The organism is Nostoc sp. DedQUE08, from assembly GCF_034530895.1.
GTDB lineage: Bacteria > Cyanobacteriota > Cyanobacteriia > Cyanobacteriales > Nostocaceae > Nostoc.
This window is the reverse complement of record NZ_JAVRCD010000002.1, coordinates 166772-192971: the sequence shown is the minus strand read 5'-3', so window position 1 is coordinate 192971 and position 26200 is coordinate 166772. Positions and strand designations below refer to the sequence as shown.

The 26200-nt window shown below is 42.6% G+C and carries 24 protein-coding genes; 9 read left to right on the top strand and 15 right to left on the bottom strand.

What is annotated here, in order from left to right; translation table 11 throughout:
• Positions 1–915: 915 nt before the first annotated feature.
• The 3 genes from RMY64_RS02125 to RMY64_RS02115 all read left to right on the top strand — a co-directional run bounded on the left by RMY64_RS02125 (position 916) and on the right by RMY64_RS02115 (position 2176).
• Entirely contained in the window at positions 916–1050 is a 135-nt protein-coding gene (locus RMY64_RS02125; RefSeq protein WP_322691185.1) for a hypothetical protein, read from the top strand.
• Positions 1051–1308: 258 nt separating this feature from the next.
• A complete protein-coding gene (locus tag RMY64_RS02120; RefSeq protein ID WP_322671322.1) occupies positions 1309–1737 on the top strand; it encodes a hypothetical protein in 429 nt (142 codons plus the stop codon).
• 205 nt (positions 1738–1942) lie between these two features.
• The gene (locus tag RMY64_RS02115; RefSeq protein WP_322671323.1) at positions 1943–2176 is read left to right on the top strand and encodes a DUF3134 domain-containing protein; all 234 of its coding nucleotides are present in this window, start codon (positions 1943–1945) and stop codon (positions 2174–2176) included.
• Between the two features lie 143 nt (positions 2177–2319).
• Here RMY64_RS02115 and RMY64_RS02110 read toward each other — a convergent pair whose 3' ends face one another.
• Complete coding sequence (locus RMY64_RS02110; RefSeq protein WP_322699172.1) at positions 2320–3612, bottom strand: murein transglycosylase A; 1293 nt, start codon at positions 3610–3612, stop codon at positions 2320–2322.
• A 121-nt stretch (positions 3613–3733) separates the two neighbouring features.
• Positions 3734–5089 carry a proton extrusion protein PcxA gene (locus RMY64_RS02105; protein WP_322699171.1) on the bottom strand — a complete coding sequence of 452 codons (1356 nt, stop codon included), beginning with the start codon at positions 5087–5089 and terminating at the stop codon, positions 3734–3736.
• 78 nt (positions 5090–5167) lie between these two features.
• Here RMY64_RS02105 and RMY64_RS02100 point away from each other — a divergent pair, with 78 nt between their 5' ends.
• Positions 5168–7375 (top strand): recombinase family protein, encoded by a 2208-nt coding sequence (locus tag RMY64_RS02100; protein WP_322699170.1) that lies wholly within the window; start codon positions 5168–5170, stop codon positions 7373–7375.
• A gap of 311 nt (positions 7376–7686) precedes the next feature.
• Here RMY64_RS02100 and RMY64_RS02095 read toward each other — a convergent pair whose 3' ends face one another.
• The 7 genes from RMY64_RS02095 to RMY64_RS02065 form a co-directional block, all read right to left on the bottom strand.
• Positions 7687–9660 (bottom strand): response regulator, encoded by a 1974-nt coding sequence (locus tag RMY64_RS02095; protein WP_322699169.1) that lies wholly within the window; start codon positions 9658–9660, stop codon positions 7687–7689.
• Positions 9653–11803 carry an ATP-binding protein gene (locus tag RMY64_RS02090; RefSeq protein ID WP_322699168.1) on the bottom strand — a complete coding sequence of 717 codons (2151 nt, stop codon included), beginning with the start codon at positions 11801–11803 and terminating at the stop codon, positions 9653–9655. The genes RMY64_RS02095 and RMY64_RS02090 overlap by 8 nt, the downstream gene beginning before the upstream one ends.
• Positions 11800–12807, bottom strand: a complete 1008-nt coding sequence (locus tag RMY64_RS02085) for an ATP-binding SpoIIE family protein phosphatase (protein ID WP_322699167.1) — start codon at positions 12805–12807, stop codon at positions 11800–11802. The genes RMY64_RS02090 and RMY64_RS02085 overlap by 4 nt, the downstream gene beginning before the upstream one ends.
• 1 nt (position 12808) lies before the next feature.
• Entirely contained in the window at positions 12809–13207 is a 399-nt protein-coding gene (locus RMY64_RS02080; protein ID WP_322671330.1) for an anti-sigma regulatory factor, read from the bottom strand.
• Positions 13194–13607: an STAS domain-containing protein gene (locus tag RMY64_RS02075; protein ID WP_322671331.1), complete on the bottom strand. Its 414-nt coding sequence runs from the start codon at positions 13605–13607 to the stop codon at positions 13194–13196. Before RMY64_RS02075 ends, RMY64_RS02080 begins: the two co-directional genes overlap by 14 nt.
• Positions 13608–13617: 10 nt before the next feature.
• Positions 13618–14493: an STAS domain-containing protein gene (locus RMY64_RS02070; RefSeq protein WP_322671332.1), complete on the bottom strand. Its 876-nt coding sequence runs from the start codon at positions 14491–14493 to the stop codon at positions 13618–13620.
• A gap of 326 nt (positions 14494–14819) precedes the next feature.
• Positions 14820–15257 carry a YidH family protein gene (locus RMY64_RS02065; protein ID WP_322686862.1) on the bottom strand — a complete coding sequence of 146 codons (438 nt, stop codon included), beginning with the start codon at positions 15255–15257 and terminating at the stop codon, positions 14820–14822.
• Positions 15258–15385: 128 nt separating this feature from the next.
• Between RMY64_RS02065 and RMY64_RS02060 the strand changes: the two genes are divergently transcribed.
• Together RMY64_RS02060 and msrA are read left to right on the top strand one after the other, a co-directional pair.
• Positions 15386–16834, top strand: coding sequence for a hypothetical protein (locus RMY64_RS02060; RefSeq protein WP_322699166.1), 1449 nt, complete (start codon positions 15386–15388; stop codon positions 16832–16834).
• Positions 16835–17074: 240 nt separating this feature from the next.
• Positions 17075–17743 carry a peptide-methionine (S)-S-oxide reductase MsrA gene (msrA, locus tag RMY64_RS02055; RefSeq protein WP_322671335.1) on the top strand — a complete coding sequence of 223 codons (669 nt, stop codon included), beginning with the start codon at positions 17075–17077 and terminating at the stop codon, positions 17741–17743.
• A gap of 125 nt (positions 17744–17868) precedes the next feature.
• Here the strand turns inward: msrA and RMY64_RS02050 are convergent, their stop codons facing one another.
• Entirely contained in the window at positions 17869–19062 is a 1194-nt protein-coding gene (locus RMY64_RS02050; protein ID WP_322671336.1) for a serine/threonine-protein kinase, read from the bottom strand.
• Positions 19063–19487: 425 nt separating this feature from the next.
• Here RMY64_RS02050 and RMY64_RS02045 point away from each other — a divergent pair, with 425 nt between their 5' ends.
• Both RMY64_RS02045 and RMY64_RS02040 read left to right on the top strand, forming a co-directional pair.
• On the top strand, positions 19488–19787 hold the full coding sequence (locus RMY64_RS02045) for a type II toxin-antitoxin system RelE/ParE family toxin (RefSeq protein WP_322671337.1): 300 nt from the start codon (positions 19488–19490) through the stop codon (positions 19785–19787).
• A gap of 26 nt (positions 19788–19813) precedes the next feature.
• A complete protein-coding gene (locus RMY64_RS02040; protein ID WP_322671338.1) occupies positions 19814–20956 on the top strand; it encodes a HigA family addiction module antitoxin in 1143 nt (380 codons plus the stop codon).
• Here RMY64_RS02040 and rfbB read toward each other — a convergent pair.
• From rfbB to RMY64_RS02015, 5 genes are all read right to left on the bottom strand, one after another.
• Positions 20883–21944, bottom strand: coding sequence for a dTDP-glucose 4,6-dehydratase (gene rfbB, locus RMY64_RS02035; protein ID WP_322699165.1), 1062 nt, complete (start codon positions 21942–21944; stop codon positions 20883–20885). The two genes, RMY64_RS02040 and rfbB, sit on opposite strands and share 74 nt — an antisense overlap.
• Before the next feature lie 49 nt (positions 21945–21993).
• On the bottom strand, positions 21994–22992 hold the full coding sequence (locus RMY64_RS02030) for a glycosyltransferase (RefSeq protein WP_322699164.1): 999 nt from the start codon (positions 22990–22992) through the stop codon (positions 21994–21996).
• Between the two features lie 121 nt (positions 22993–23113).
• Positions 23114–23815 carry a DUF6391 domain-containing protein gene (locus RMY64_RS02025; RefSeq protein ID WP_322699163.1) on the bottom strand — a complete coding sequence of 234 codons (702 nt, stop codon included), beginning with the start codon at positions 23813–23815 and terminating at the stop codon, positions 23114–23116.
• Positions 23812–24006, bottom strand: coding sequence for a hypothetical protein (locus tag RMY64_RS02020; protein WP_322699162.1), 195 nt, complete (start codon positions 24004–24006; stop codon positions 23812–23814). Before RMY64_RS02020 ends, RMY64_RS02025 begins: the two co-directional genes overlap by 4 nt.
• Before the next feature lie 237 nt (positions 24007–24243).
• Positions 24244–24507 (bottom strand): helix-turn-helix domain-containing protein, encoded by a 264-nt coding sequence (locus tag RMY64_RS02015; protein WP_292870113.1) that lies wholly within the window; start codon positions 24505–24507, stop codon positions 24244–24246.
• 363 nt (positions 24508–24870) lie between these two features.
• Between RMY64_RS02015 and RMY64_RS02010 the strand changes: the two genes are divergently transcribed.
• Positions 24871–25848, top strand: a complete 978-nt coding sequence (locus RMY64_RS02010; protein WP_322671341.1) for a carbohydrate kinase — start codon at positions 24871–24873, stop codon at positions 25846–25848.
• Positions 25849–26200: the final 352 nt, after the last annotated feature.

Sequence of the window (26200 nt, the reverse complement as noted above, 5' to 3'; positions counted from 1 at the left end):
TGAAAACGGAATTTTAGCTAGTTCTAACGGATTTTGTGATGGCTGCTACTCATGACTAATACCAATTTGAAAAATGATTGCTATACATATAGGTTTGAAAACCACAGATTTAGAAGGATTTTCCGACTTTTCTGGTGGAGTTACAGCAGTAGAGGCGCAAGGCATTGCGCCCCTACCTTAAAGGGAGAAGCAAATGGCGTTTGAAGAACAAAATCCAAGGCCCCAACATCTGGTATGTGTTGGTTTTTACTCCTTAACCTACGAGATATTGCTACGCATTAACCTATATGTTGAGCGCTTTTTTATCTAAGATTGGTATAGCTTGTTAGCTTAAACACTAGTAAAAAAATGCCTAAGATATTGGTATAGCTTTATTGAAAAAAGACTCAGAAAGCCTGTTTTTCTACACCACAAAAACCGTATTAGAAGTGAGTCAATAACGTGAATGGCAGGCACGATTAATGATTCCGTTAGGTAGCATAAACCACTAATTATTTTTTTGGATGTCGTGAAAAACACAAAAATCGGTGAGAAATCCAGAATTTTGACAGAAATAGTCACAAACTCTAGATTGAAAATAAGTTTTAATAGTGTGTAGTTTGTCAAGTAATTAGTAAAGTCTATTAAATACTGATTAAAACCTCTAAAAAAATCTTAATAAGCAAAACTACATATTAAGTGAAGACTACGGATTTTTCTCTGAATAAATAAAAAAATTGTCATCAAAACTATTATTTAAACATTATGCCCCAGAATTATAAATATAATCCTGATAATCCTGGGGTTTTATTTAGGGGGTGATTTTTATGTAAATAATTCATTAATCTGCCCTGAATAATTACGAAATATAGGGCATTTACAACAGTACATAGCTAAATTTTTAGCAGTCGCTCTAATTCAAGGAGAGATTGTAAATTGAGTACCATTGAAGTTTATAAGTTGATGGGTATAAATAAATATTCAGATAGTTTGCGATCGCGATCGCTTTTAGGTATTCACCGATGCTGTCAGGTGATGCGATCGCAGGGTTTGGCGTCAACTATGTTATGATTTTATTTGTTGAGAAATATTTTCGGTCATGTGACTGATTATATAGACTCCTCTTTGAATCTAAATCTCTACACCCTTTGATTCTGAAGGTGTTTGATGTCATAAGTATTCCAAAAATTGAAATTTTAGTTAGCCGCAATGTATTGTAATACCTCGCGTGACACTGATACACTTAACTGTCAAAGAAAATGTGCTAATAAGAACGGACAAGTCTAGTGTGTCATACACGCAGACAACATACGGATACTACTGGAACTTATGCCCACGGATATAATTACTCGTCCTGAGTCCCTCACAGAAGATTGCTTTTTTACTTACGCCCTTGGGACTAATTTGCACGATCCTAATTCAACAGCCAAATATTTACGCCGAATCAGAAAAGAAGATAAACCATATATCGACATAGCTGTTTCTCCCAGACCTGGCTATCGTTTTGAGGTTTGTCTTATCCCTGTTGAAGGGTTCGCTCAAGAAAGAATATTGACAAAAGACGGGTTCGCCAAAGCTTTAGCGATTATTTGTGCTGTAGCTAATAAAGCTAGGAAACGATTTCCTTCAGGAAATGGACAAGAGATAGTCCGGTGTCAATTTAGTAACTTAGCTGATGCAGTCGCTGTAGCGAATAGACTGTCTGCATTACCCTCTGATATGTATGAAACTCTCGTCAAGGTACCAAATGCTTTGTAATATATATTGCATCCGCTGAAATATTTGTTATTAAAACTGACATCTGGACATTTTAATGGTAAGTAGCTAAATAGACTTGAGACAAAACTTCAATGGGTCATATTTTGTCTGTTGAGAAAAGACTTGTCATCCAAGACTTTTAAGCTTAATGTACAATTTTGACATTTTTGTAAGCTAACCTGTAAATTGAAAGTGAGTTTTTTTTATGCCTATAAGTCCTCTGCGTGAAGAACCTCGTAACCAGCGAGCGCCTGTAATTCGTACAAGTAATGAATTTATTCTCTTGGAATGGCTGAAGTCAACTGGTCGTCTAATCGAACGCGAACATCAAGAATCTGAGTATCTAACTGAAGTAGAAGAAATTTCCGAAATGATAGACCTTGACGATATCCCTTACGATCATGACGATGATGATAGTGACATGGATTTAGAAGCCTAGTAGCGTAATTCGTAATTCGTAATTCGTAATTCGTAATTCGTAATGACGCTCCTGCGTCAGGGGTGTTTCATTTACGCCAAAAGCCTAAAATTCCTGACTTATCTAAAAAAGTCGGGAATTTTAGTATTAAAATGCGAGTGTGTTTAATTTTTGGACTTAAGTAAGAGATAAAATAATTGTCCATTGCTGACTGTAACACCAGCGCGATCGCCTGCGATTTTCCCAGTACCTAAAAAATAATCCACTCTACCTGCACCTTTAATTGCACCTCCGGTATCTTGATCGAGAACATAGCGGCTAATAATGCGCTCCTGCATTTTTCCGGTAGGATTAACAAAGGGAATAGAAGCGCGAATCAACGCTAAAGCCCCAGGAGGCATAAGAGATTTATCTGTAGCAATAGAACGCTCTGCTGTTAATGGTACATTGATAGAACCTTGGGCTGGCTCACCGTGATTTTCTTGAAAAAAAACAAAGCTGCGATCGCGCGGAATATAAATATTTAATTCTTGGGGATGCTTTTGGAAATAATCGAGAATAATTGGCATAGTTACACCTTCTTGCGGTAATTTGCCATCATCTATTAATTCTCGCCCAATACTTTTGTAGTTATAAGCAGTATTACCCGCATAGCCGATTGTGGTTTGAGTCCCATCGGGAAGCTGAAGTTTCGCTGAACCTTGAATTTGAGCTAGATATGGTTCGAGGCGATCGCGAAACCAAAACAACTCTAATCCTCGCAATTTCCCTTTTGCAGCTTGTAAACCATCTGCTCCTTCTAACTCTTCGCGTGTGGGATGAGGCTTAGTCCAAGAGTTGAAATCGGGAGGTAAGCGATAAACAGGATAGCGATATTCTGTTGTGGGGACGCGACTGGCTGCGTAAAGTGGCTCATAATAGGCGGTGAATAAAACGGAACCTTGGTTATCTTTACCAACTGACTGGTAAAGAACAAATTCTTGCTGAATGGCTTGATGTAATTCTGTCGCAGAATTAGTTTTTAATAGAAGTTCGCGGAATCTTTGCAAGCTTTTGATGACGCGATCGCGCGTAATCCCAGCCACCGGATAGTTTTGATAAGCAGCCGCAGCATTAGCTGTTTGCAGATATTGGAGACTGCGAGCGATCGCACCGATCAGTGCCTTTTTCTCTGGTATTTTGCCATAAATGACTTCATCCAGACAAGAGGCATCACTTTGACAACAAGTAATTGGTAGTCTCTGGATTAATGGTAATTTTTGTTTTTGCAAAAATGCATCTTGATTTTCAGCAGTCAAGGACATCGGTATATCCCACTTTTTCACCTGACATTCTGGCGAAATGAGTTCCTGATGCGTGAAAGATTGCATCCGCACCAGGAAAATCGACAAAATCACAGGTAGACTGATAGCGATAGTTTTGTTAAACTTTCCTAACCCAATAAATGTCTTTTTCATCAAGATTCAAGATTTTTAAAATTTTCCTACCTCGCTCAAATTCTAAAATCAAAAACCAAAAATTTTTCCCAATTTCCAATTCCCACTTGCCCTGAGCGTAGCCGAAGGGATGCCCTATTCCCTATTCATTCATATTACGATAAGTCGCAACAGCAGAGGGCGATATCCGATTCAAATATCGGAAGATCCAATACTTAAAGATAGTATCTAAAATCACCGGAAATGTAGCGATAAATAAGAAGATAAAATCTCTATTTGCCGGTAATCCCCAATGGCGTGATACTCCTTCTAGCAGTACTTCCCAGCCATGAGGAGAGTGGAATCCGACAAAGATATCAGTAAACAAAATAATGATAAATGCCTTGGCGCTATCGCTAAGTCCATAGACAATATTATCAAAGAAATCTTTTAGCACAGCAATAGAAGACTTACTGACTAGCAAAAGCCAGATAACAGCAACCACCGAGAACATATCTGCAAAAACATTTTTGATCGCACCAGAGCTTTCGTGACGAAATTCTTCAGCAAGCTCTTTCGCCTTCTTTTTCATTTCAGTCTCCATCTGCTCAGGTAACAGTGGAGGAGCTTTGACAATGAGATTTTCAAACTTGAGCTTTTCTTCAAATCTTTCTAATTCTAAAAGGGCTTCCTCTTCCATTTCCGAATTGAGAAATATCTGCATTTCCTCACTGCTTCTAAATCTCTCAATAATTGGCCCAACTACAAAAGCTTTTGCTATCTGATGCGTTAAAAGTGGTACAATAATTAATAGTAAAATAAACCTAATAGATATTATTGTTCTTTTTTGAGTTTGACGAAAACTCTGAATTACTTCTTGTTCCGAATTAGGGTCTAATTCAACTTGCAGACGACTGATAGTACTTAAAATAGAGCGAGGTAAAACACCTGTTGTATCGGTTTTGCTCTTGGCTTTTGGTTTATTGTTTAAGTCTCGATTTGGTATTTTGGGTGGTAATGTTGGAGTGTTGACGAGCAGCGATTTGTCGTCAGATGCCACAGAATTAACTGGTAGATTTGGAGGTTGTACTACTAAAGCGTTAGAAGTTGTTTTATCGGAACTTGTTGTGTATTTAGAAAGAACTCGATCGATAAAATTGAGCTTTTCCAAAACTAAAGAAGGACTTAGATACTCTATACCTGCTTTATCGGCAGCTTTTTGATTCTCTTCATTTAGAAACCAACGGCTTCCTCTAAACTCCGTCAGCCGCATCCTGGCAATTTTTAATAGCTTGTTGAGGTCTGACTCAAAGTAATCCATCACACTGTTACTGTACATGGCCGAGTCAATGTCTATTTTATTACCATTGAAATGCTTATCTTCTATCTCCTGAATTTTTAATGCTGCATTGTAAGCTTCATCTAAAGAACGTTCAGGAGTCTGTAAGTACCATCGAAAAGCAGCAAGCAAGAAAGAATAGATTTTTTGACTAAAAACAGAATTTTTCATTGCAGACAATCATTCAGCATTGTTTGATGACTATTAACCTTAAGTTAACGCACGAGGTATACTAACAAATCTACAAGGAGAAAGTTTGTGGTTTCTCATTCGGTTTGGATTGTTGGCACTAGCCGTAGTGGTAAGACGGCTCGCTTGGTAGAGCAATTTTGTAATTGGGTAACATCAGAAAAACAATATACTGAATCATTTTATACAAAAAAAACAGGGCGTAAAAAAACAGGCGATGTACCTGAATTTTTCTATCTTAAACAAACAGAGCCAGGAGTTTTAGTTTTAGCTGCCAATGATGATAATCGTCGAGAGTTAGGAGATATAATTGTTACATCTACATTAGGTAAATATCCGGTTCGTGCCAAGACGCCACTAGGTTTTTTTCAGGATGAAGTTATTTTATTTTGGCCGTTGCTGATTAACTCGTTGAACCTGAAAGCACAGTTTCCGGTAAGATTGCGACCGGAAACCGAACAAGAGTTAGCAACCAAACTTTGGCGTCCGCAATTAGACGAAGAAATTTTACGTCTTGCGGGAGTGAATGAATCTCGCTTGGTGCGTCGCATCTTAGACTTATTACAATTAGCAGCTTACAGTGGTATCCCTTGCGAAAATATTGCCCAGATTTTGTCCAAAGGTTTTGGGGAAAATAGCACAACTTTAGAGCCGGAATTTTTGGCATCTTTGCTGTTAGATTGGCGTAACTGGTGTTTAGAGAGGGGATTACTGACTTATGGAATTATTACCGAACTGTATAGTCAGCACTTATTAAGCGATCGCAATTACCAGCAGCATCTAACAAAACGCTATCAAGCAGTACTGGCGGATGATGTTGATGATTATCCTAGCGTAGCGCGTCTTTTGTTTGAGTTGCTATTAGATCGAGGTGCAGTTGGCGCGTTTAGCTACAATCCTGATGGTGCGGTGCGATTGGGATTGGGAGCAGATCCCAACTACCTAGAAGGGTTAGCAGAGCGTTGTCGGGTAGAAATATTGAACGGGCCGCCTCCAGAGTCTCTGAGCGAGCAACTGACTAAACAGATGGTGGAATTAGTTACAGAACCAATGATACTGTTGAGTTTACCAAAAACAGTGCATTCAATTCAAACCACCTCCCGCGCCCAATTATTGCGGCAAACAGCAGAGATAATTGCTAATGCCATCCAATCGCAGCAAGTGCAACCAGAAGAAGTGGCAATTATTGCACCAGGTTTAGATGCGATCGCTCGTTATACTCTAGTAGAAATCCTCGTCAAGCAAAATATCCCAGTAGAATCGCTCAATGACCAACGTCCCCTAATTAGTTCGCCCGTGATTCGCGCCTTACTCACCATGCTGGCACTAGTTTATCCCGGCTTGGGACGACTTGTAGATCGGGATGCGGTGGCAGAAATGCTGGTTGTATTGAGCAGGAAACAACAACCACCAGAAAACTCTACAGACGCGATGAATCGGGTATCTACAACAGACACGATGAATCGCGTCTCTACAAATATTGATCCGGTACGTGCTGGTTTGATTGCAGATTACTGCTTTGTACCCCATCCCGATCGCCCCAACTTGCTACCAGTATCAGCCTTCGAGCGCTGGGATCGAATCGGCTATGCAGCTACTACAGCCTATAGTGAAATATTACAGTGGTTAGAACAGCAGCGATCGCAACAAGAATTGCGGTTAATTCCTAGTCCCATTTCTCTGTTAGACAGAGCAATTCAACGTTTTTTGTGGAATGGGAGCAATCTCCCCTACGAACAACTAGCAGCATTGCGGGAATTATTAGAAACCGCCCAACACTACTGGGAAATTGACACCAGACTACGACAAATTGCCCCAGTTGAGACAATGCCTTACACAACTATTATCGAATTCATTCAATTACTGCGACGCGGTACAATCACTGCCAATGCTTACCCGGTGCGCCCCATTGGTGGAGCAAGAAAGGCTGTCACCTTAGCAACTATATTTCAATATCGATCTAGTAGGCGATCGCACCAGTGGCATTTTTGGCTGGATGCTGGTTCGCCACTATGGGCCAAAGGTGGTGCAGCAACTCTGTTCGGTGCGCCGTTTTTCTTGCGAGACAGGTTGGGCGAACCTTGGACAGCAGAAGATGAGAAATTGGCAGAAGAAGAACGACTGCAAAGGATTTTGACAGATTTGCTCTCTCGTGTATCCGAGAGAGTTTATTTGTGTCATAGCGATTTAGCAGTGAATGGACAAGAGCAAATAGGGCCATTGTTACCCTTAGTGAATGCCTGTGTAACGGTTATTTCTGAATCTACTGTTAATTGAACTGAGTTCGATGAACCTTCACCCCAGCCCTCTCCCACTGGGAAAGGGAGGAGCAACGAGAAATTAGGGTTTTGGCTCCCCTCTAGGTGTCCAAGAGGGGTTGGGGGAGAGGTCAAAAAAAGGCTTGTCGAACTCACGTTAATTGAATGGCTCAAGCTCAGATCCCCGACTTCTTGAAGAAGTCGGGGATCTAGTTATTCACGAATGATTAAGTCAGGCTATAGCCTTTGGATTGTTATACAGTCTGATTGACGGATATTTATAAATCAATACACTTTCAGTTATCGCCAAAAACCTTAAAATTCAGGTTGCTAAATCGTTACTATCGTCAAAATAGCCTGTATTAATAATTCTTGCTCAATTGGTTTAGAAATATGTTGTTGAAATCCGGCAGCTAGTGCTTGTTGTCGATCGATTTCTCCGGCATAAGCAGTCACGGCGATCGCAGGAATTTCTCCGCCTTGTTCGGGTGACTGCTTTCTAATTTGACGAATAAGGGTGTAGCCATCCATATCGGGCATACCAATATCACTAATTAACAAATCAAATTTTGCTTGCATCAAATTGTTTAGAGCATCATGTGCTGAGTCCGCTTCAGTCACTTGTACTCCGTACTGTTCTAGCACGAAGGCAATGAACTCCCGTGAATCTTTGTTATCGTCTACCAGCAGTGCTTGCAATCCATTGAGATTGAAGTCTGAGCGATCGCGATCGGCAGCATTAACTTGATTCAATTTTGAAGGCGCGATCGGTGGCAGTTTGACTGTAAACACTGCTCCTTGACCTTCTCCAGGACTGGCTGCCTGAACGGTTCCGCCGTGCAATTCAACCAAATGACGCACGATCGCTAACCCTAACCCCAACCCACCAAATTTTCGCGTCGTTGTCCCATCGGCTTGGCGAAAGTAGTCAAAGACGTAGGGTAGAAAGTCACCAGAGATCCCCCTACCATTATCGCTGACAGTGATTTGAGTGTATTTCGCAGCACGACTATCTACTTCATCCTCGATCGTTTCTAACCGCACCTCTACTCGACCACCCTGTGAGGTAAATTTAATCGCGTTAGAAAGTAGATTCCAAACAACTTGTTGCAAGCGACCAGAATCACCCAACACTTGCCCAACATTCGGTTCAAATATTGTTTGAATCTGAATAGATTTAGCTTCAGCAGCAAGGCGCACGGTTTCAAGTGCAGCTTTGATAGTAAAAGTCAAACCGACTGGAACTGTGTTTAAAGCCAACTTACCTTGGAGAATACGCGACACATCGAGCAAATCTTCGATTAATTGTGCTTGCAGTTTCGCGTTGCGCTCGATCGTTTCTAGGGCGTACTGAGTTTTGGCTGCATCCTGGTGACTTTTTTGCAAAATTTTTGCCCAGCCCAGAATTGGATTCAAGGGCGATCGCAATTCATGAGACAGCACTGCCAAAAACTCATCTTTGATGCGGTTGGCTTGTTGCGCTTGTTCGGTCTGTTGCTGCAAAGAAATCATTAGTTGATTGAGGCGATCGTTTTGCTCTTTCAACAATGCTTCTGCTCGTTTACGTTCGGTGATATCAGACAGAATGAAAACGGCGCCTGTAAGATTCCCATCCCGATCGAGTACCGGATCGATGGTTTTGGCAAACCACCGTTCTTGAGACTGAAATTCGAGAACTTGCCGTTGGTGGGTTTGTTTCGCACGGCGAAAACAAGTGCCATCGCCGATTCCCAATTTTGCGCCCATCAGCTCGTGGTGGGCATAACCTAAGATTTCGTGGGAGGGCTTGTTAAAAAGCTGCATCATCGCTCGATTACAGCGCATAATTCTACCTTCTTGGTCTACCAGAGATACGCCGTCGTTCATGGAATCAAAGGTGGTTTGCCACTCCCGCGCTGAGGACAAAGCAGCTTCCTCCGCCCGACGAATTCGCAGCAGCGATCGCAAAGTGGCAAGCAGTTCAATTGGTTCAACAGGTTGCACCAGATAAGCATCGGCACCACTGTCTAAGCCTTCTGCTTTATCCTGGCTTTGGACAAAACTTGCAGAAAGGTGTAGCACAGGAATAAAAGCCGTTTCTGGATTTGCCTTAATTTGGCGACAGACTTCAAAGCCGCTGATATCTGGTAATTGGACGTCTAAAATTATTAAGTCAGGCTGAAAGTTAACAATAGCTTCTAATCCTGCCGCTCCAGTTGCCGCTTCCACCACATTAAAGCCTGCATTTTGCAAGATACGGGTAACAACGTAACGATTGGCTTCGTTATCGTCAACATGCAGGATCGTAACTCGTGGCTCAGACATGACTTTTCCCTGAAACCTCTAAAACAAGTCCGGCTTTGACGAGTGCATCTTGAAGTTGAGCGGTCGTCGTGGTTTGAGAGCCTATTTCTTTGGAAACAATGGCTATGGTTTGCGCCGCTAATCGGCTTTGCGCTTCAGCATCCAGTTGGGCAGATGAGTGAATAATCACAGGAATCGCCTGAGTGACGGAATTGTTCTTAAGTTGCTTGAGTACATCAAACCCGCCGAGTTCTGGCATCTCCAAGTCCAGCACGATCGCGTTTGGCTGCTCTCGTTGTGCCAAATTTAATCCTTCTTTTCCATTTGCGGCTTCTAAAATACTCAATGGTGTATTTATCAACAACTGTTTCACAAGATACCGATAGGCGGGGTCATCGTCAATTAACAAGATTTTTTGAGGCTTGTTCTCAGTAATTAGCGTATTAAGTTTGTTCAATAGCGGCAATCTGTCTACTGGCTTAATTAGAAAACCGTTTGCTCCTAACGCCAATGCTTGCTTCTCGTTATCAATGATGGTAATCACGAGTACAGGGATAGTGCGGGTTGTTTCATCCCCTTTGATTTCTCGCAAGAACGTCCAGCCGTTTTGCCCCTCCAGCAAAATATCTAGCATAATTGCCGCCGGTCGAAATTGTTGTAAGGCAAGCCTTGCTTGAGCTAAGGTGCGGGTAGCAATTAATTGATAGATTGATTGCTGAAGATGCTTTTCGTAAATAAATAGAGTTTCTGGATGATCTTCAACCACCAGAATCGGCAGGCGAGTTGGCTCAACTGATGTGATTGGTTGCACTACGGTGGTCAATTCGCTGGTATCTGGGTAGACGATGGGAATCAAGGCTGTAAAGGTAGAGCCTTCACCTGGCTGACTTTTCATCGAAATGCTACCGCCAATTAGCTCCGCTAGCTTGCGCGATAACGGCAATCCTAAACCGGTTCCCTTCACTTGCTTTTGCAGAGGGGACTCAATTTGCATAAAATCCTCAAAAATCCGCTCTCGATCGGCGGGAGCAATGCCGATGCCCGTATCAGATACAGAGAAGGTGACGGTATCACCCGTTTGCACAGCGCTGACGCGCACCTCTCCCCGCTCGGTAAATTTGAGCGCATTCGAGACAAAGTTTCTCAAAATTTGAGCGACTTTCCCCTCATCGGTATAGAGCGGCGAAATACCTTCAGGTTCCTCGACAATCAGCGTCACGGAGGAGCCTTGAACCAATAATGGGCGCAGCATCCCCCGTAGCGTGCCAAACAAGTCACTCACTTCAAAAGAACTGGGATGCACTTCAATTTTTCCAGCTTCCACCTTTGCCAAATCTAGCAAGTCGTTGACCAGTTCTGATAATCCGCTTGCTGCCTTTTGGATGAATGTCACCTGCTTTTCTTGCTCAATGGTCAAATCGCCATCTATCCGGGCTAGCAGCATTCGAGAGAGGGAGAGAATCGAGTTGAGCGGCGTACGAAACTCGTGGCTCATGTTCGAGAGAAAGCGGGTTTTTAACTCGTTTACCTGTTGCAGGGAGCTGGCTTTTTCATCCAGTTCTGCATAGAGGGCAACCACACCGCGATTGGTTTCTTCCAATTCCTGATTCAGTTGGCTTAATTCTTCCTCACGCTTGCGTAGCTCTGCCATTGCCTGGAGTAATTCCTGGTTTTGCTGCTGGATTTCTTGATAGGGATTTTCGGGCGATCGCCCAATTACGGTTTCTCGAATCTGCTGCAATTGGGAATCGCTGAAAGTAGGTGTGCGCTTCGACAACCTTTTGCCGATTGTCACGGTTGTTCCCTGTCCCGGCAGCGATTCAATCTCGAAGAAATCCATCAATCTACGAGTACCCACGATGCCTAGCCCCGCTCCCGTATCAGAGGTGTGGCGTCCGGCCAAAACGTCTGCTAAATCAGGAATGCCTCCACCCCGATCTTGAATCCGAATCAGAAACGCTTGCGGCTCTCCCACCACAGAAAATTCAACCGTTCCGTCTTGGGCATATTGAAAGGCGTTGCGGGCAATTTCGGAAACTGCCGTCGCCAATCGCGCCCGATCTTGAGCATCAAAGCCCAACTGCTCGGCAATCTCACGAGTTCGTTGGCGAGCTTGCACAACATCCTGTTCGTACTGGATGGCGATCGTGAAAACCTTTGTCATCTGCCCATTCCTTTCGCGACTAACACCGTCACATCGTCTCGCTCTCGGTTAAAGTCTCGGTATAGCACACCTGCAATCAAGCTGGGATGTTTTTGCATTAAGCCTGGATAGCGATCGATTTGCCACTTAGCGCCTAATCCGTCAGAATGCATAATTAAAAGTCCGTTGGCATACCAGGGATAAGTAAACTCTTGAATTTTGTGGATTTCATGTCCGACCGTGCCGTTATGAGATAGCAAATTGCGGTGCTCAGTAAAGGAGAAAATGCTACCAGCGATGTTGCCAATGCCAGCAAAGCGGACAGACTGTTGCTCAAAGTCGATTTCGGCAATGGCCAGTGCTGCTCCTCGCGTACTTCGCAAGGCGGCGTGGGCAGCTTCGACGATCGCCCCAGGAGAACAATGAAGATGTTCTTGAAACATTCTCACGGCTGCTTCTGCTGCTGAGGCAGCCGCAGGCCCATGCCCTAAACCATCGGCTACTAGCAACAGACTACGGCAACAATCGACTTCACAGACCCAGGTATCTCCAGAAACCTCTTCTCCTCGTTTGGGCAAACAGATCGCTCCAATTTCTAAAACCTTCTCAGGCAGATGAGGTGCTGGGCCTAGCCACAGGTGAGCGAGGAGCGCTGTTCCTTGGTTGGGAATCGAGTAAATTTCAAAGAAACCAGAAAGGCGACGAATTGCACCCATACCATTGCCCAAGGTTCCGGCTGTGGAAAAGCCATCTTGCAAACACTCATCCACATCGACCATTCCCTCTCCTTTATCTAGCGATAAAATTTCAATGCCAATTTTGGAATCTTGCCTGAGCGATCGCATTAGCACAACTCCGCCGTGGGCGTGTTGCACCAGATTGTTCGCAATTTCTGTCACCACAATCCCAACCTTGCCCCGTTCTGTTTCCTGAAAACCCAGCCGAGTTGCTAAAGCCATCGCCGCCCGTCTGGCTTCCCCGATCTGGCTAGATTCAGTAATTGTGACGGCGACAGATTCTCTCATTTTATTTCCATCGTACAATTATTATCCGTGTCCCTTCTCCCACCACAGACTGAATATCAAACTCGTCGGCAAGTCGTTTAGCACCACCTAGCCCCATACCTAAGCCGTTGCCCGTTGTGAACCCATCCTTTAGTGCCAGTTCGATATCGGAAATTCCCGGCCCCCGATCTTCAAAGGTTAGCCGAAGTCCTCGTCGTCGCCCTTCCTGAAGCGTTTCTAGCTTGACTGTGCCGCCTCCCCCGTAGTCTAGGGTATTGCGGGCTAACTCACTGGCGGCAGTAACAATTTTAGTTTGGTCTACTAAGCCAAAGCCAATCTCTACGGCAAGGTTGCGCACAGCCTGCCGAACTAAAATTACATCTGTAGAAGATTGAATGTTAATCGTTTCAGTCTTCTGCATGATCATCTGCACGCCATTTAGTGGCAGTGATTTGATTTGTGGTTTCATTGAGTGACGATCGCAACAATGCCATACCCTTTTCGACGTTTAGGGCAGTGCGAATCCCCGTCAGCGACAGCCCCAATTCCACTAAGGTGATTGCCACAGCAGGCTGCATCCCAACGACAACTGTCTCAGCATCTAGCACCCGTGACATTCTGGCAATGTTGGCTAAAACCCTACCAATGAAGGAATCAACAATCTCTAATCCCGAAATATCGATCAGCACACCGCGAGCGTGAGTTTGGGCGATCCGGTTGGTCAAGTCTTCTTGTAGCGTTGTGGCGAGGCGATCGTGCATATCTACCTGAATTGTCACAAGCAGGAAATTGCCCATTTTGAGTATAGGAATGCGTTCCATTGCTTCCTACCTATTTAGATTGAGGGCGGGTAATGGTCGTTCCTAAACGTTTTAGCGCCGTGAGAAAGGCATCGGCTAACGTTGCTTTCGTGACTATATTTGTCAAATCAATGCCGAGATAAACGATTGTTTGGGCAATTTGAGGACGAATGCCACTGATCATACAATCAGCTCCCATGAGACGGGCAGCAGTAACGGTTTTGAGCAAATGTTGAGCGGTCAGGGTATCGACAGTAGGAACCCCGGTAATGTCAATGATGGCAACTTCGGAACTAGTTTCGACAATCTTCTGCAATAACGATTCCATCATCAGTTGAGTCCGGGCACTATCCAGGGTACCGATTATCGGCAATGCCAAAATTCCCTCCCAGAGTTTAACGACGGGGGTAGACAGCTCCATCAACTCTTCTTGCTGCCGTAAAATCACTTCTTCTCGCGTCTTTTGATAGACTTCAATTGTCAGCAATCCTAGCCGATCCAATAAGTTTGTGGCTAACCAGATATTTTCACCCAATTCAATCGGGTCTTTGAATTGCTGACGCATTCGTTTAAAGAGGGGTTTCTTGAACGAAAAGACGAATGTAGCCGTTTCTGAGGGTGTGAAACCATTTTGCGATCGCGATCGAGAAATGCTGTTGAGCATCTCCCGCATCTCCTGCCACTCCCCTGCCTGAATATTGGTATTGCCCCGCCCAACGGCAATCCGAAACAAACTCAGGAATTCCCGGCACTCCTCTTTTAGATGGGCTTCTTTAATCAAGCCTCTGCGAATATTGACAATAGCTAGTTCCTGAGTCCACTCCGACAGCAAGTCTGCCTCGAAGGTTTCTAATATTTCTGATATCTTACTTTCGCTCATCGTTTCTTTGAGGGCAACCGGTTTCATTAGTTCAAAATCAGTGTATGACGATTCAGCCCAAGGTGAAAGCGACGATTACAAAAAGCCTAAAAGCTTGCTAGATACGAAGTGCGATAAATTGGGCAGACATAGAGCGATACCTGGGTTGGGCTACGCCTACCTAAGATTGATTGAGAATCGGCAAAAAAGTTACATAAAATGCGTCCGTATAAAAAGTTTAAGTAAGTCGGTGCAAAAAAACCAAACTGTGTAAAGAAAAGTAAATAAGCCTCAAACTCTTTCTCCCCCTGCCCTTTGCCTTATCCCAACAATAATTATTTACACCGATCTACTTATTCTGACTCCTGCTGTATTTAATGCAAATTTCGGGACTGTGGTTGAATGGGAAGCGGAGAACGAGAAGGTACTTTATCCCGCCATAAAAGCAAAGGAATACAGAAAAATCCCAAAATAATTACAACTCCAGCCATTATCCAAACCATTAACCTATTTGGTCTATAGTTCCCTGTTTCAATTTGCCAGAAAACTTGGTTGTATCGCCATGCAGCTAAGGCAATAGTCGAAATTCCAAAAATTACCAAAGCAATACCCAAATTTTCCGAGCTAGATAATGGACTTACCGGAGGTTCTTGTTGAGTAATAGTAATATTCAACTGACGCAGAAATATACCAAATCGCGCGATCGCAAAACCAAAGCCAATCAATGCAATAGAAGTGCGTAGCCAAGCCAGAAATGTCCGTTCGTTCGCTTGATGCTCCCTTTGGCGGTCAATTTTCGGTATTTTATTCATGAGTAGCTTTTAACACCAAGTTCCTCTTGAAAAGTATTCGTAATATTGATGAAGTTTCGTAAAAGTCTAATCTAAAAGTGTCCTTAGATTTTGGGAAAACTCATTCTATATCTATAAAATTCTTGATTATGCTTGATGACAACGATTTTGCATTAGCCTCGGCTGTTGACACTTCGGTTGTGGTGCTTGAGGAGCTATCTTTACATCCTCAGCCAGAAGTTCGTGAGGCTGTAGCTAAAAATCCGAATACGCCTACTGAAGTGTTGCTGAAATTAGGTAAAGAGTTTCCAGACGCAATTACGGCGAACCCGATTTTCAATCTTTTGCTGCTGGAAAATCCTGAGAGTCATTTCGTTAGACTCTCTTTAGCGCGTAGCACAACAACTAGTGAAAGTGCGATCGCTCAGTTATCTAAAATCGAGGATGAGGAAATTCTTCTTGCTGTGGCTAGAAATCCAAAGACATCTCTTGAGATTCTGGAAGAACTTGTAGAAAACCCGCCTCTTTTCTGCGATGACGAGAATGCTGATGAATCTGATTTCGATGAACTTTTTACCGCGATCGTTCAAAATCCCAACACTTCTGAATCGTTATTGCTTCAACTAGCCGAGGATGGAAGCTGGAATATCAAAATAGCGATCGCTGAGAACCCCAAAACACCCTTATCCCTGCTCAATACGTTTGCAGATTGGAGAAATTTTTCGATGCATAAAGCAATTGCTCGAAATCCTCAAGCACCAAGCGTAATATTGGAAAAACTAGCGGGAGAAAATGAGAAAGAAATTCGCGATCTGGTCAAGAACCATCCAAATGTTTCCGAAACTGCGATCGCCATCATCAATTTTATCGAGGGAAAACCTGGAACATCCATCGACTTGCTAGAGCGATTAGCTAGCGATCGACGAGCCTCTGTCCGGCTATTGGTTGCTTCCCATCCCTCAACCCCTGCAAAGATTTTAGAAAAGCTCGCGCAGGATACAGATGAAGATGTACCCTTCAAAGCCGCAAGCCATCCCAATGCAACCTCTACCGTTCTAGAGTTTTTCGCAGAGTTCTTGGTTAAGCAACGTCAACGAGTCTCGCCATCAAATCGAGCCAGGTATGAAGAAAGTGCAGTTCGATTGGTGAGACGTTCTGACATTACTCCAAAAGTGTTAGAAAATCTGTTGCAAATGAATAAGTATGATGTAGTAAGCGCGATCGCATCGTCTTTGAAAACACCACCCACTATCCTGCTTGCACTTACAGACTATCAAAACCAATCTAGCTCACACATTCACTTTCTCATAAATCTCGCTAAAAACCTCAATACACCTTCAGATGCGCTGGAGAAGCTTTATCTAAAAATCAACCAAACGCAGCATCCAAATACGATCGATGGTCTACATGATATTGCTTCTCATCCCAATACTCCTGTCCATTTGCTAGAACAATTCGCAGTTCATTCACGCACCGATCTTCGTGCAAAAGTTGCCAAAAACGTCAATATACCGATTTCAATTTTGGAGCGGTTAAGCAATGATTCTGACTCTAGGGTTAGTAGTATTGCAAAACAGGCGCTCAAGGAAAGAGCTTGATTTCAGAACTGTTTTTGTAAAGGTCAACACAGTCTAAGGATGGCTCTGAGAAAACCCCAAGCGATGCCAGAATCTTTACAATACAGGACTTACGCACTGAAAACTTGAAAGCTTGATCCCCCCTAGCCCCCCTTAAAAAGGGGGGAATCTTAAAAGCCCCCTTTTTAAGGGGGTTGGGGGATCTCTTCTGCGTAAGTCCTACAATAGTAAATAAGGTAAAGATATATATCATCAAAATCAATGGCACTATTCGGATTTGGCAAAAAGGCAGTTATGCCCACACCTGAAGAAGCTTTGTCAGGAAGGGCACAATCTATGTCAGTACCCGCAGCTCATTATGTCAACAAGAATCCCTTAAAACCTCCTTTTCCCGATGGATTAGAGAAGGCAATCTTTGGCTTGGGCTGTTTTTGGGGTGCAGAACGCAAATTCTGGCAACTTAAAGGAGTTTACACGACCGCAGTCGGTTACGCTGCTGGTTTAACACCCAACCCCACTTATGAAGAGGTATGTAGTGGGCGAACCGGTCACAATGAAGTGGTGTTGGTTGTGTTCGATCCCAAAGTGATTAGTTATGCCGAACTACTCAAAGTCTTTTGGGAAAGCCACAATCCCACCCAAGGGATGCGCCAAGGTAATGATACTGGCACTCAATACCGTTCGGGAATTTATGTATATTCTGAAAGTCAAAAGCAGCTAGCAGAAGCATCGCGGGAAGCTTATCAGCAAGCCCTCAACAGCGCAGGTTATGGCAAGATTACCACAGAAATCTTGGATGCGCCGGAATTCTACTACGCTGAAGCTTACCATCAGCAATACCTGGCTAAAAATCCTAACGGGTATTGTGGTTTGGGAGGGACAAATGTTTCTTGTCCCGTGGGTGTAGTTGAATCACAAGTTAGTAGTTAGAAGGAAGCAGGGGAGCAGGGGAGCAGGGGAGAAGTTACAGTAAGTTTTCCCCTCAGCCCCCCATCCCCTCTGCTTCTTTCTTGTGCCCAATGCCCAATGCCCAATGCCCAATGCCCAATGCCCCACTAAAATGCAGATTTAAGCAAAGCGATCGCTCGAACCCATAACATAATACTAATGGGCGCTCCAATTAGAATACCAGCGATTGCCCAGCCTCTTTGATGGGCTTTAAATTGTTCAATACTGCGCCACCGTCTACTTTTCCAAGCCCATTCATTGCCTTTTGCACCGAGTGCGATCGCCATTACCCACCAAGCATTAGGTACAAAACAGAATAGACCATACCACACTTGATTCGGCCACATCCACAACCAAGGCATCAGAAAAGCGCCCCAATTCCAACCGAGAATTTCCTCTGGGACTGTTTCATTGTGATTATTAATCCCGCATCCAGAATTGTTGATGATTTCTTTTAGCGGCAAAAGCTGATTCTTATTTGCAGATTTGACAGTTAGTCCCGATTTGAGGGCATTCAGCGCAACGCTTGCACTAGTAAATCTTTGTTCGGGAGCGGGTTCTATCAACTTTTGTAGCCAACTGACAAAACTGGGACTGAGGTTAACTTGGTCTGTAAATTGCAGTCGCAAATCCTGCTGGGGTAAATCAGAGGGGGAAGTTCCAGTGAGCAAATGAATCAAAGTCGCTCCCAGTGCATATAAGTCTGAAGCCGCAACTGCTCGACCACCAAATTGTTCCATTGGGGCATAACCATAAGTACCGACAACGGTAAAAGTAACGCCCTCTTTTGCCGCTTTATCCTGAACTGCACCAAAATCAACTAAATAAATCTGATTATCTTCGCCCCAGATTAAATTACTCGGTTTAATATCTCTATGTAAAACTCCAGGATTCAACTCATGTAGATAGATGAGAATATTTAAAACTTCAACAGCAATTTTTTTGGCTCGCTTTTCACTAAACCTTTTGCCAATAGCAAGTTTATCCTTAAGCGACTCACCAGGGATATATTCTTGTATTAAGGCGAACCAGAGGGTGCGATCGTCGATACAAAAATAATCTATATATTGAGGGATGCGGGGATGATTTAGCTGTTTAAGGATTTGTGCTTCCCTCTCAAAAAGTTTCAGGTCATCCCACTGCACAGTACCGCCAAAGGCCAAAAGTTTGACCACAACGGTCGAATTTTCGCCATCAGAGGCTTGTAAATCCAATGCTTGCCAAGTTTGACGAATTCCATTGTTGCCGAGTTGGCGCTGGATTTGATAACGATCTTGTAATATTTGTTCTGGTTGCAGCATCTTAACACCTGCTGGCAATTTACGTTGATCTGATTCCCTTATATTTAAGGATAGTCATTATCTACAGAAACTGTGGCAGCAATCCCTTACTGTCTTAGTAAGCTGTTGTGCATTTGATTTGTGTAACTGGGATGGACAAGACGCTTTGCATAACTTGCCTTTAGTTAGACTGTATAGTACAATTGTACTGCAAACAGTGATAGGAAGACGATCAAGCTCAAGCAAGATATGTTGTTGGAGGAAAATAGCAAAGTCCTTTACAGAATAGGTTTGCCTTAACTTTCAAGATTATCTAACAAACTTTACAAACTGCTTAAATCTCTTGTCACAATAAGATTTATAATTAAAATATCAGTCATTCACCCCAAGGCTGAAGCCAACTGTTATATAATGCAGAATCCAGTGCATTTAACTTGGGGGAAGCTTTGCGTTTTCAGTTTAAAAAAAAGAAACTCGAAGCACTTTACACAGCAGAAAAAGATGCTCATAAATACCCAGGTGTGGTTGATGACTTTTTTGAAGTCATGGCGATTATTGATGCTGCTGTAGACGAGCGAGATTTATATGCTCAAAAAGGATTGAGATTTGAGAAGTTATCAGGAAAACGAGGAAAACAAGGACAGCGTTCTCTACGTTTGAATAATCAGTGGCGTCTAATTGTGACAGTGGATGAGGATGAGCAGGGAAATTATCTCACAATAATCGATATCGAAGACTACCACTAACTTTCGTCAGCAGGGGAGACAGCAATATGAGCCAGAAGCTAGCACCAGCAAGAGTACCAACACCAGGAAAAATTTTAAGTCGAGAATTAGAAGCCCGTGGCTGGACACAGAAAGATTTAGCAGAAATTATGGGGCGTCCAGTTCAAACCATCAATGAAATCATTCGGGGAAGCAAGCAAATTACACCTGAAACAGCTATCGAACTCTCTCAAGCCTTGGGTACTTCTCCAGAGTTCTGGACAAATCTTGAAGCAAAGTATCGGCTTCATCTAGTAGGAAAAGAAAAAAAAGAGCAAGATATAGCTCGTAAAAGTCGATTGTATACAATTGCTCCCATCTCTGAACTAATCAAAAATAAGTGGATTCAAGCAGCAGATTCAATTGATGACTTAGAACGGCAAGTATGTGATTTTTTCGGCATATCATCTTTAGATGAAATACTCCAGCTAGATGTTAATTTTCGTTGTTCCGAGCATCGAGAGCCAGAGGAAACTTCTCGCATAGCTTGGGTAAAACAAGTTGAGAACCTAGCGAAACAACAAGCAGTTGCTAGTTTTGAACGCAAAAAACTTGAGACTGCTATCCCTAAAATTCTTGCTTGTGCGAAACAAGTAGAAAGTATTGTGCAGATTCCTAAATTGCTGGCAGATTTAGGTGTACATTTTATAATTGTGTCGCATTTAAGCAAAACCTACTTGGATGGTGCAGCCTTATATTTAAACAGCAATCCCGTTATCGCGTTGACATTGAGATATGACCGGATAGATTCATTCTGGTTCACCCTCATGCATGAGTTAGCACATATTGTTTTAGGACATCAAGGAGCTTATTTAGATAATTTGGATGCGTTAGAAGAGAATGATGAGGAAAGAGCAGCTAACGAAAAAGCCGCTGACTGGTTAATAAATCCTCAGACATTAAATGAATTTATTATTACAAGTAAAAAAGTCTTTTCTCGGAAAGGGATTGAAGAATTTGCTCACAATCAAAATAGACATCCAGGCATAATTCTTGGTCGCTTACATTATGACAAATTAGTTCCCCATAAAAATTTGAGACCATTACTCGTTAAAGTTAGCCCAATTTTAGGTCATTCTACAGATAATTTTTGCGATAGTAAGCTTGATATTCCGCAGACAGCAGAGGTTCCCACCAATCACGATGATTGAGATACCATTCAACTGTTAAACGTAAACCCTTAGCAATTGTTACTGAAGGCGTCCAATCAAGCTGAGTTTTAATTTTGTTTGCATTAATTGCATATCTCCTGTCGTGTCCCTGTCTATCCTTAACAAAAGTAATCAACTGCTTGGCTGGATATATTGGTAAATCAGGTGCTAATTCATCCATCATTTGACATAAAAGTTGCACGAGGTTAATATTTTCCACCTCATTATTGCCACCAATATTGTATGTTTCTCCTGGCTGACCATAATTGATTACTACATCTAAAGCACGGCAATGATCGCCCACATAAAGCCAATCCCGTACATTTTTACCATCACCATAAACAGGTAATGGTTTCCCGATCAAAGTGTTGATACACATTAGGGGAATTAGTTTTTCGGGAAACTGATAAGGCCCGTAATTATTAGAGCAATTTGTGATAATGGTTGGAAGTTGATAAGTATGATAATAAGCACGGACTAAATGATCGCTACCCGCTTTGGAAGCTGAATAGGGACTATTGGGAGCGTAGGGTGTGGTTTCACAAAAAGCTGGGTCATCTGCGCCCAGGCTACCGTAGACTTCATCAGTAGAAACGTGTAAGAAACGATAATCAGATGGTTGTGCTTTCGCTTCCCAATGTTGCCGAAAAGCTTCTAGTAGGGTGAAAGTTCCCACCACATTAGTTTGCACAAAAGCGGCTGGGCTAAGAATGGAACGATCGACATGAGATTCAGCGGCAAAATGGGCGATGGTATCAATATTTTCCGTTGCTAATAGGTTGTCTATGATGGTGCGATCGCAAATATCCCCCTGCACAAACCGAAAATTCTCTCTTCCCTCAAAGGGCGCCAAATTCAGACGATTCCCCGCGTATGTCAGAGCATCCAACACCACCACGCGATCGTTTGGATAAACCTGACACCAATGATGCACAAAATTTGCCCCAATAAACCCCGCACCCCCAGTAACTAATAACCGCCGACTCATTCAATTTCCTCTCTTTTCTCTGTGTTCTCAGTGTCTTTGCGGTTCGTTTCTATGACTTAAAATATTTCTTCCTCAATTTACCATATATCTTCTGAGCGAGTAATTTCGCCATCCGTATTTTAGTCAAACTCTTAATATTAGATGGCTGCTGTATTTTATGGTCAAAAAACTCATTTAACTCATCCAAAATAACTTGGAAACGCTTAATAATATTTTCAGTACGATGCTCAACCAAAAAATCTTCAGATAAACTAAAAGCTACTGAAGATTCAATTACTTTCAGAATCCGTTGCACATCATATTCTTGGGAATATCCAGCAATTTTATAGCAATTAAATCCAGGGTCTAAATAATCAGCTAGTCCACCGTTAACACTAGAAAATACTTGACAGCCACAAGCAAGAGCTTCCATTGGTTGTAGACCAAATCCTTCACTAACACCCTGTTGTGCCCAGTACTCAGCCGAATCATAGAGGTAAACCTTAGCTCGGTTAAATAGTCCAGGTAAATCCTCTATGTATGAGTCAACAACCAATACTTTACAACGTTTTTGCAACGCCGGAATCAATTCTTTAATTAAATACTCAGAAGACTTCCGAGCTTGAACTAAAACATCAATATCCCGTTCCAAACCTAAATTTTGAAACTCATCAGAAATTTGATTGGGCAAATAATAAATCAGAGAATTGGGTGATTTTTCTCCCCAATATCCCATTGTATAGCGGCTAACAGTCATGATTGGAATACTTGCAGGTAGCCTAAATGAATAACCTGGACTATGTGCATGGTAAACGACATTATATTCCTTAAGTTTAGCCACGAGTTGAGCTATATCAAATCCCCAACTAATTACAAAAATTACATTATTTAAATTTTTCTCTTTTAGCAAATCATCAATAAAAAGCTTATCTTTTTCGCGTTGACGGTAAGTTACAACATCAGCACTACAGAAATTCTGAGCTAGATTAAGTGCTTTTAACTCAGCCCAAAGACCACCACAGGCAAATTTGCTATCTGTACCGGGAAGTAAGAAGTAAAGTTTTCTCATAATTTTTTTAGGGCATTGGGCATTGGGCATTGGGCTTGGGCATTGGGCATTGGGCATTAAGGAGAGAAGAAAAATTACTTCTTTTCCCCTCTGCTCCCTGCCTTTGTGCTTCTTGCTCTCTTCATTCTTGCCAGCCTACTTTAACAAAATGTGCCTCACGCCCCCAAACATCGCGCGTACGGGTAATATTTTCAATTGCTAGGTTAAAAGGAATGGCAGTTGTTAGGTAACGCTGCACTATGGAACCTAAATCAGGTGCGAGTTCTGCGGCTGTCGTCGCTGCTAATCCTAAACCTATAAGTTGCTCAATTGGTCGAAATGGTAGCAACAGATGCACACCCATAGCTAATCCAGCTGTTAAGAACATTGCTACTGACAAATTTGTGCCACAACGGGGATGTACAGCCAAATCCCATTCTCCACTGGTGATGCGATGCCGAGCAAGTGTGACTGCACGCCGCAAATCACTAATATTTACTTCACCATAGAGGTAGAATCCCTGCTCAGTAGATAAACCGCCTAATAGTTCATTATCTAATTGAACGTTAGTGGATTCTGATGGGGCAGAATAGGCGCTTTTTGATTCGCTAAGAACCCAAACAGTAGCATGTTCTAAAGCATGAACCTGCCGCAGCATCAAAATTTCTTTTAACCCTGGAATAAACGATAGCTGTCTGAGTAAGTCGGCATCTTGTGTGGGTTGCGGAAAGTCTGAAGATTGGTCTTCCAGACTCGGAACCTTCTCAGATACAGGTATCGTAAAATTAAAGTTAAAAAATTCAAAGGGAGACGAGCTACCCTGAAAAGAAGCGGAAGTATTCATTGGAACACTACTCCCAAAGCCGATGGGGCAACATAGATTTCTTTCAAATGTAACGCTTGCACCACTGAATTGTTGCTAATTTTTGTAGATGATTGTTTAGTTAGGGTATTGGGCATGGGGCATGGGGCATTGGGCATTGTAGATGCTTCTTCCCAGTCCCCAGTCCCCAGTCCCCAGTCACTAATCCCCAATCCTTAGTCCTATATCTGTTCTGTTGAATTTGGAAAGGAATTCTGATCTTTTTAGTTTCCGAGTCCGAGGGTCAGCTGGCTCCACTTACATAAACTCCGGCTGAGTGAAGGACTCGGAACTTTTGGTAGAGTGTTCACACTGAAAACTTAGGCGTAAGGAGAGGAACAATCAGTACAACTCAAAATTGGCTTGTAATTTACTAGACCAAAGCAATTAAGCTTCTACTAGTAAATTGTTTATTCAATCTGGTTAGGCAGAGTACAGCAATTGACATCATTCAAACAGACTTTGCCCCACTGTAAAGCCCAGCGGACAAGGGCTACTCGATTATCTGTCTCAGTCTTAGTGAGAATATTACTGATATGGTTATCAACTGTACGCTTGCTAATCTCCAGTTTTGCTGCAATCTCTTGGTTAGTTAAGCCAGCGGCTACTAAGTCGATAATTTGCAGTTCTCTGTCTGACAGACTAACGGGGGTCTCAGACTTGCCACCAGCCATGACTATTTCTATCCTCCCTTGGTATATGTACTTAATCGCTCTTTCTAATTCTAGAAGATTCTTTTCTTGGTAGGGGTTTCAAGTGTTAGCAGTAATATGATTGTCAATATTTTCTTTGGATTTCAAGCTGCTAAAAATATAAACCATGCGAAATATCATGTAATAAATATAGCTCATTTTGACAAATATATTGTCTAAGCACTGAGATAAAATAAGCGAGAATTAGAAGCACATACACGCTATAGGAGTAGTAAAAATTGCTATTTAATTCTATGAAGGACTGGCGACAGATTAGCAAAAACTATTGTAGATTTTATACTGTAAATTCCTAATCCTACATCAAAATCTAAAATTGAAAATGAGATGAGCAATCCCCGTGTTTTGTGCCTTGGTGAAATTTTGTTTGATTGTTTAGCCGATCAATTAGGGCTAAAGTTGGAAGAAGTGAAATCTTGGACTCCCTACCCAGGAGGGGCACCAGCTAATGTAGCCTGTGCTTTAGTCAAGCTGGGAATGTCAGCAGGATTTATCGGTGCTGTTGGCGAAGATGAGCCAGGAAATGCACTGGTTAAGCTATTACAAGATGTAGGTGTAGAGACTACGGGAGTACAACGCCATCCCACAGCACCAACGCGGCAAGTTTATGTTACACGGGATCTGGCTGGCGATCGCACCTTTGCCGGATTTGGTCAGTACGATACCGCAGAATTTGCCGATACTCGCCTGCAAGCTAAACAATTGTCAGATTCGCTGTTTCAAGAAGCAGATTTTCTGGTTTTGGGTACTTTGGAATTAGCCTATCCTGAAAGTGAAGCGGCAATTCACCGCGCTCTAGAATTAGCAGAGCATTACGACTTAAAAATTGTGCTGGATGTTAACTGGCGTCCTGTATTTTGGAAAGAGCCAAACATCGCCCATCAAAAAATTCCAGAATTATTTAAGCGAGTTGATTTCCTCAAACTCTCCAAAGAAGAAGCTGAATGGCTATTTGAAACCGCAGATCCCGGAGCCATTACTTACCGTCTAGCTTCGATTGAGGGGGTATTGGTGACAGATGGGGAAAACGGCTGCACTTATTGTCTGGGTGAGAACGAAGGCAAATTACCCTCGTTTTCTATCCCTGTAGTTGATACAACTGGTGCAGGAGATAGCTTTTTGGCAGGATTCATCCATCAACTGAGTAAGTATGGTATCCACAGCTTGCGAGATGCAGAAACAGCAAAACGCATTGTCACTTATGCCAGCGCTGTTGGGGCACTGACTACTATTAAACCAGGTGCGATCGCTTCTCAACCTACTGCTGCTGAAGTCGAAGCTTTTCTCGCCACACATCAACTCTAGGAACTAGCATAAGCCACTGGGATATCAGCATTTAGTAGCTGATACTCCCGACTAGAAAATGTAAAAAAATCTTCATACCATTCTACGGTCATATTAAACAATAAACGCAGTTGGAGAAGTTTTGATATTAGGTTAATGCATTCAATTTTTACTTTTAGAAGTTCTGAATTATCCTCAGTGTATGAGAGCAATGCACTCAGGTCAGATAGATTTTGAGATTAGTTAGATAAATACTGGATAATTCAGAATTACGGAGTAAAACACGCTTTATACCTGCGTAACAGACGAATCGTTGTGTACCTCACTTTCCTTAAAATCTGCTGTATAACAGTTCACCCGTTTGTAATTGATT

What these genes read in the sequence shown, in the direction of transcription:
- RMY64_RS02010 (WP_322671341.1), top strand. Translation starts at nt 24,871, where the DNA reads ATGAGCAATCCCCGTGTTTTGTGCCTTGGTGAAATTTTGTTTGATTGT.
- RMY64_RS02050 (WP_322671336.1), bottom strand. Translation starts at nt 19,062, where the DNA reads ATGCTGCAACCAGAACAAATATTACAAGATCGTTATCAAATCCAGCGC.
- RMY64_RS02060 (WP_322699166.1), top strand. Translation starts at nt 15,386, where the DNA reads ATGCTTGATGACAACGATTTTGCATTAGCCTCGGCTGTTGACACTTCG.
- RMY64_RS02075 (WP_322671331.1), bottom strand. Translation starts at nt 13,607, where the DNA reads ATGGAACGCATTCCTATACTCAAAATGGGCAATTTCCTGCTTGTGACA.
- RMY64_RS02120 (WP_322671322.1), top strand. Translation starts at nt 1,309, where the DNA reads ATGCCCACGGATATAATTACTCGTCCTGAGTCCCTCACAGAAGATTGC.
- RMY64_RS02030 (WP_322699164.1), bottom strand. Translation starts at nt 22,992, where the DNA reads ATGAGAAAACTTTACTTCTTACTTCCCGGTACAGATAGCAAATTTGCC.
- RMY64_RS02040 (WP_322671338.1), top strand. Translation starts at nt 19,814, where the DNA reads ATGAGCCAGAAGCTAGCACCAGCAAGAGTACCAACACCAGGAAAAATT.
- RMY64_RS02065 (WP_322686862.1), bottom strand. Translation starts at nt 15,257, where the DNA reads ATGAATAAAATACCGAAAATTGACCGCCAAAGGGAGCATCAAGCGAAC.
- RMY64_RS02025 (WP_322699163.1), bottom strand. Translation starts at nt 23,815, where the DNA reads ATGAATACTTCCGCTTCTTTTCAGGGTAGCTCGTCTCCCTTTGAATTT.
- RMY64_RS02070 (WP_322671332.1), bottom strand. Translation starts at nt 14,493, where the DNA reads ATGAAACCGGTTGCCCTCAAAGAAACGATGAGCGAAAGTAAGATATCA.
- RMY64_RS02085 (WP_322699167.1), bottom strand. Translation starts at nt 12,807, where the DNA reads ATGAGAGAATCTGTCGCCGTCACAATTACTGAATCTAGCCAGATCGGG.
- msrA (WP_322671335.1), top strand. Translation starts at nt 17,075, where the DNA reads ATGGCACTATTCGGATTTGGCAAAAAGGCAGTTATGCCCACACCTGAA.
- RMY64_RS02110 (WP_322699172.1), bottom strand. Translation starts at nt 3,612, where the DNA reads ATGAAAAAGACATTTATTGGGTTAGGAAAGTTTAACAAAACTATCGCT.
- RMY64_RS02080 (WP_322671330.1), bottom strand. Translation starts at nt 13,207, where the DNA reads ATGCAGAAGACTGAAACGATTAACATTCAATCTTCTACAGATGTAATT.
- RMY64_RS02095 (WP_322699169.1), bottom strand. Translation starts at nt 9,660, where the DNA reads ATGTCTGAGCCACGAGTTACGATCCTGCATGTTGACGATAACGAAGCC.
- rfbB (WP_322699165.1), bottom strand. Translation starts at nt 21,944, where the DNA reads ATGAGTCGGCGGTTATTAGTTACTGGGGGTGCGGGGTTTATTGGGGCA.
- RMY64_RS02015 (WP_292870113.1), bottom strand. Translation starts at nt 24,507, where the DNA reads ATGGCTGGTGGCAAGTCTGAGACCCCCGTTAGTCTGTCAGACAGAGAA.
- RMY64_RS02090 (WP_322699168.1), bottom strand. Translation starts at nt 11,803, where the DNA reads ATGACAAAGGTTTTCACGATCGCCATCCAGTACGAACAGGATGTTGTG.
- RMY64_RS02115 (WP_322671323.1), top strand. Translation starts at nt 1,943, where the DNA reads ATGCCTATAAGTCCTCTGCGTGAAGAACCTCGTAACCAGCGAGCGCCT.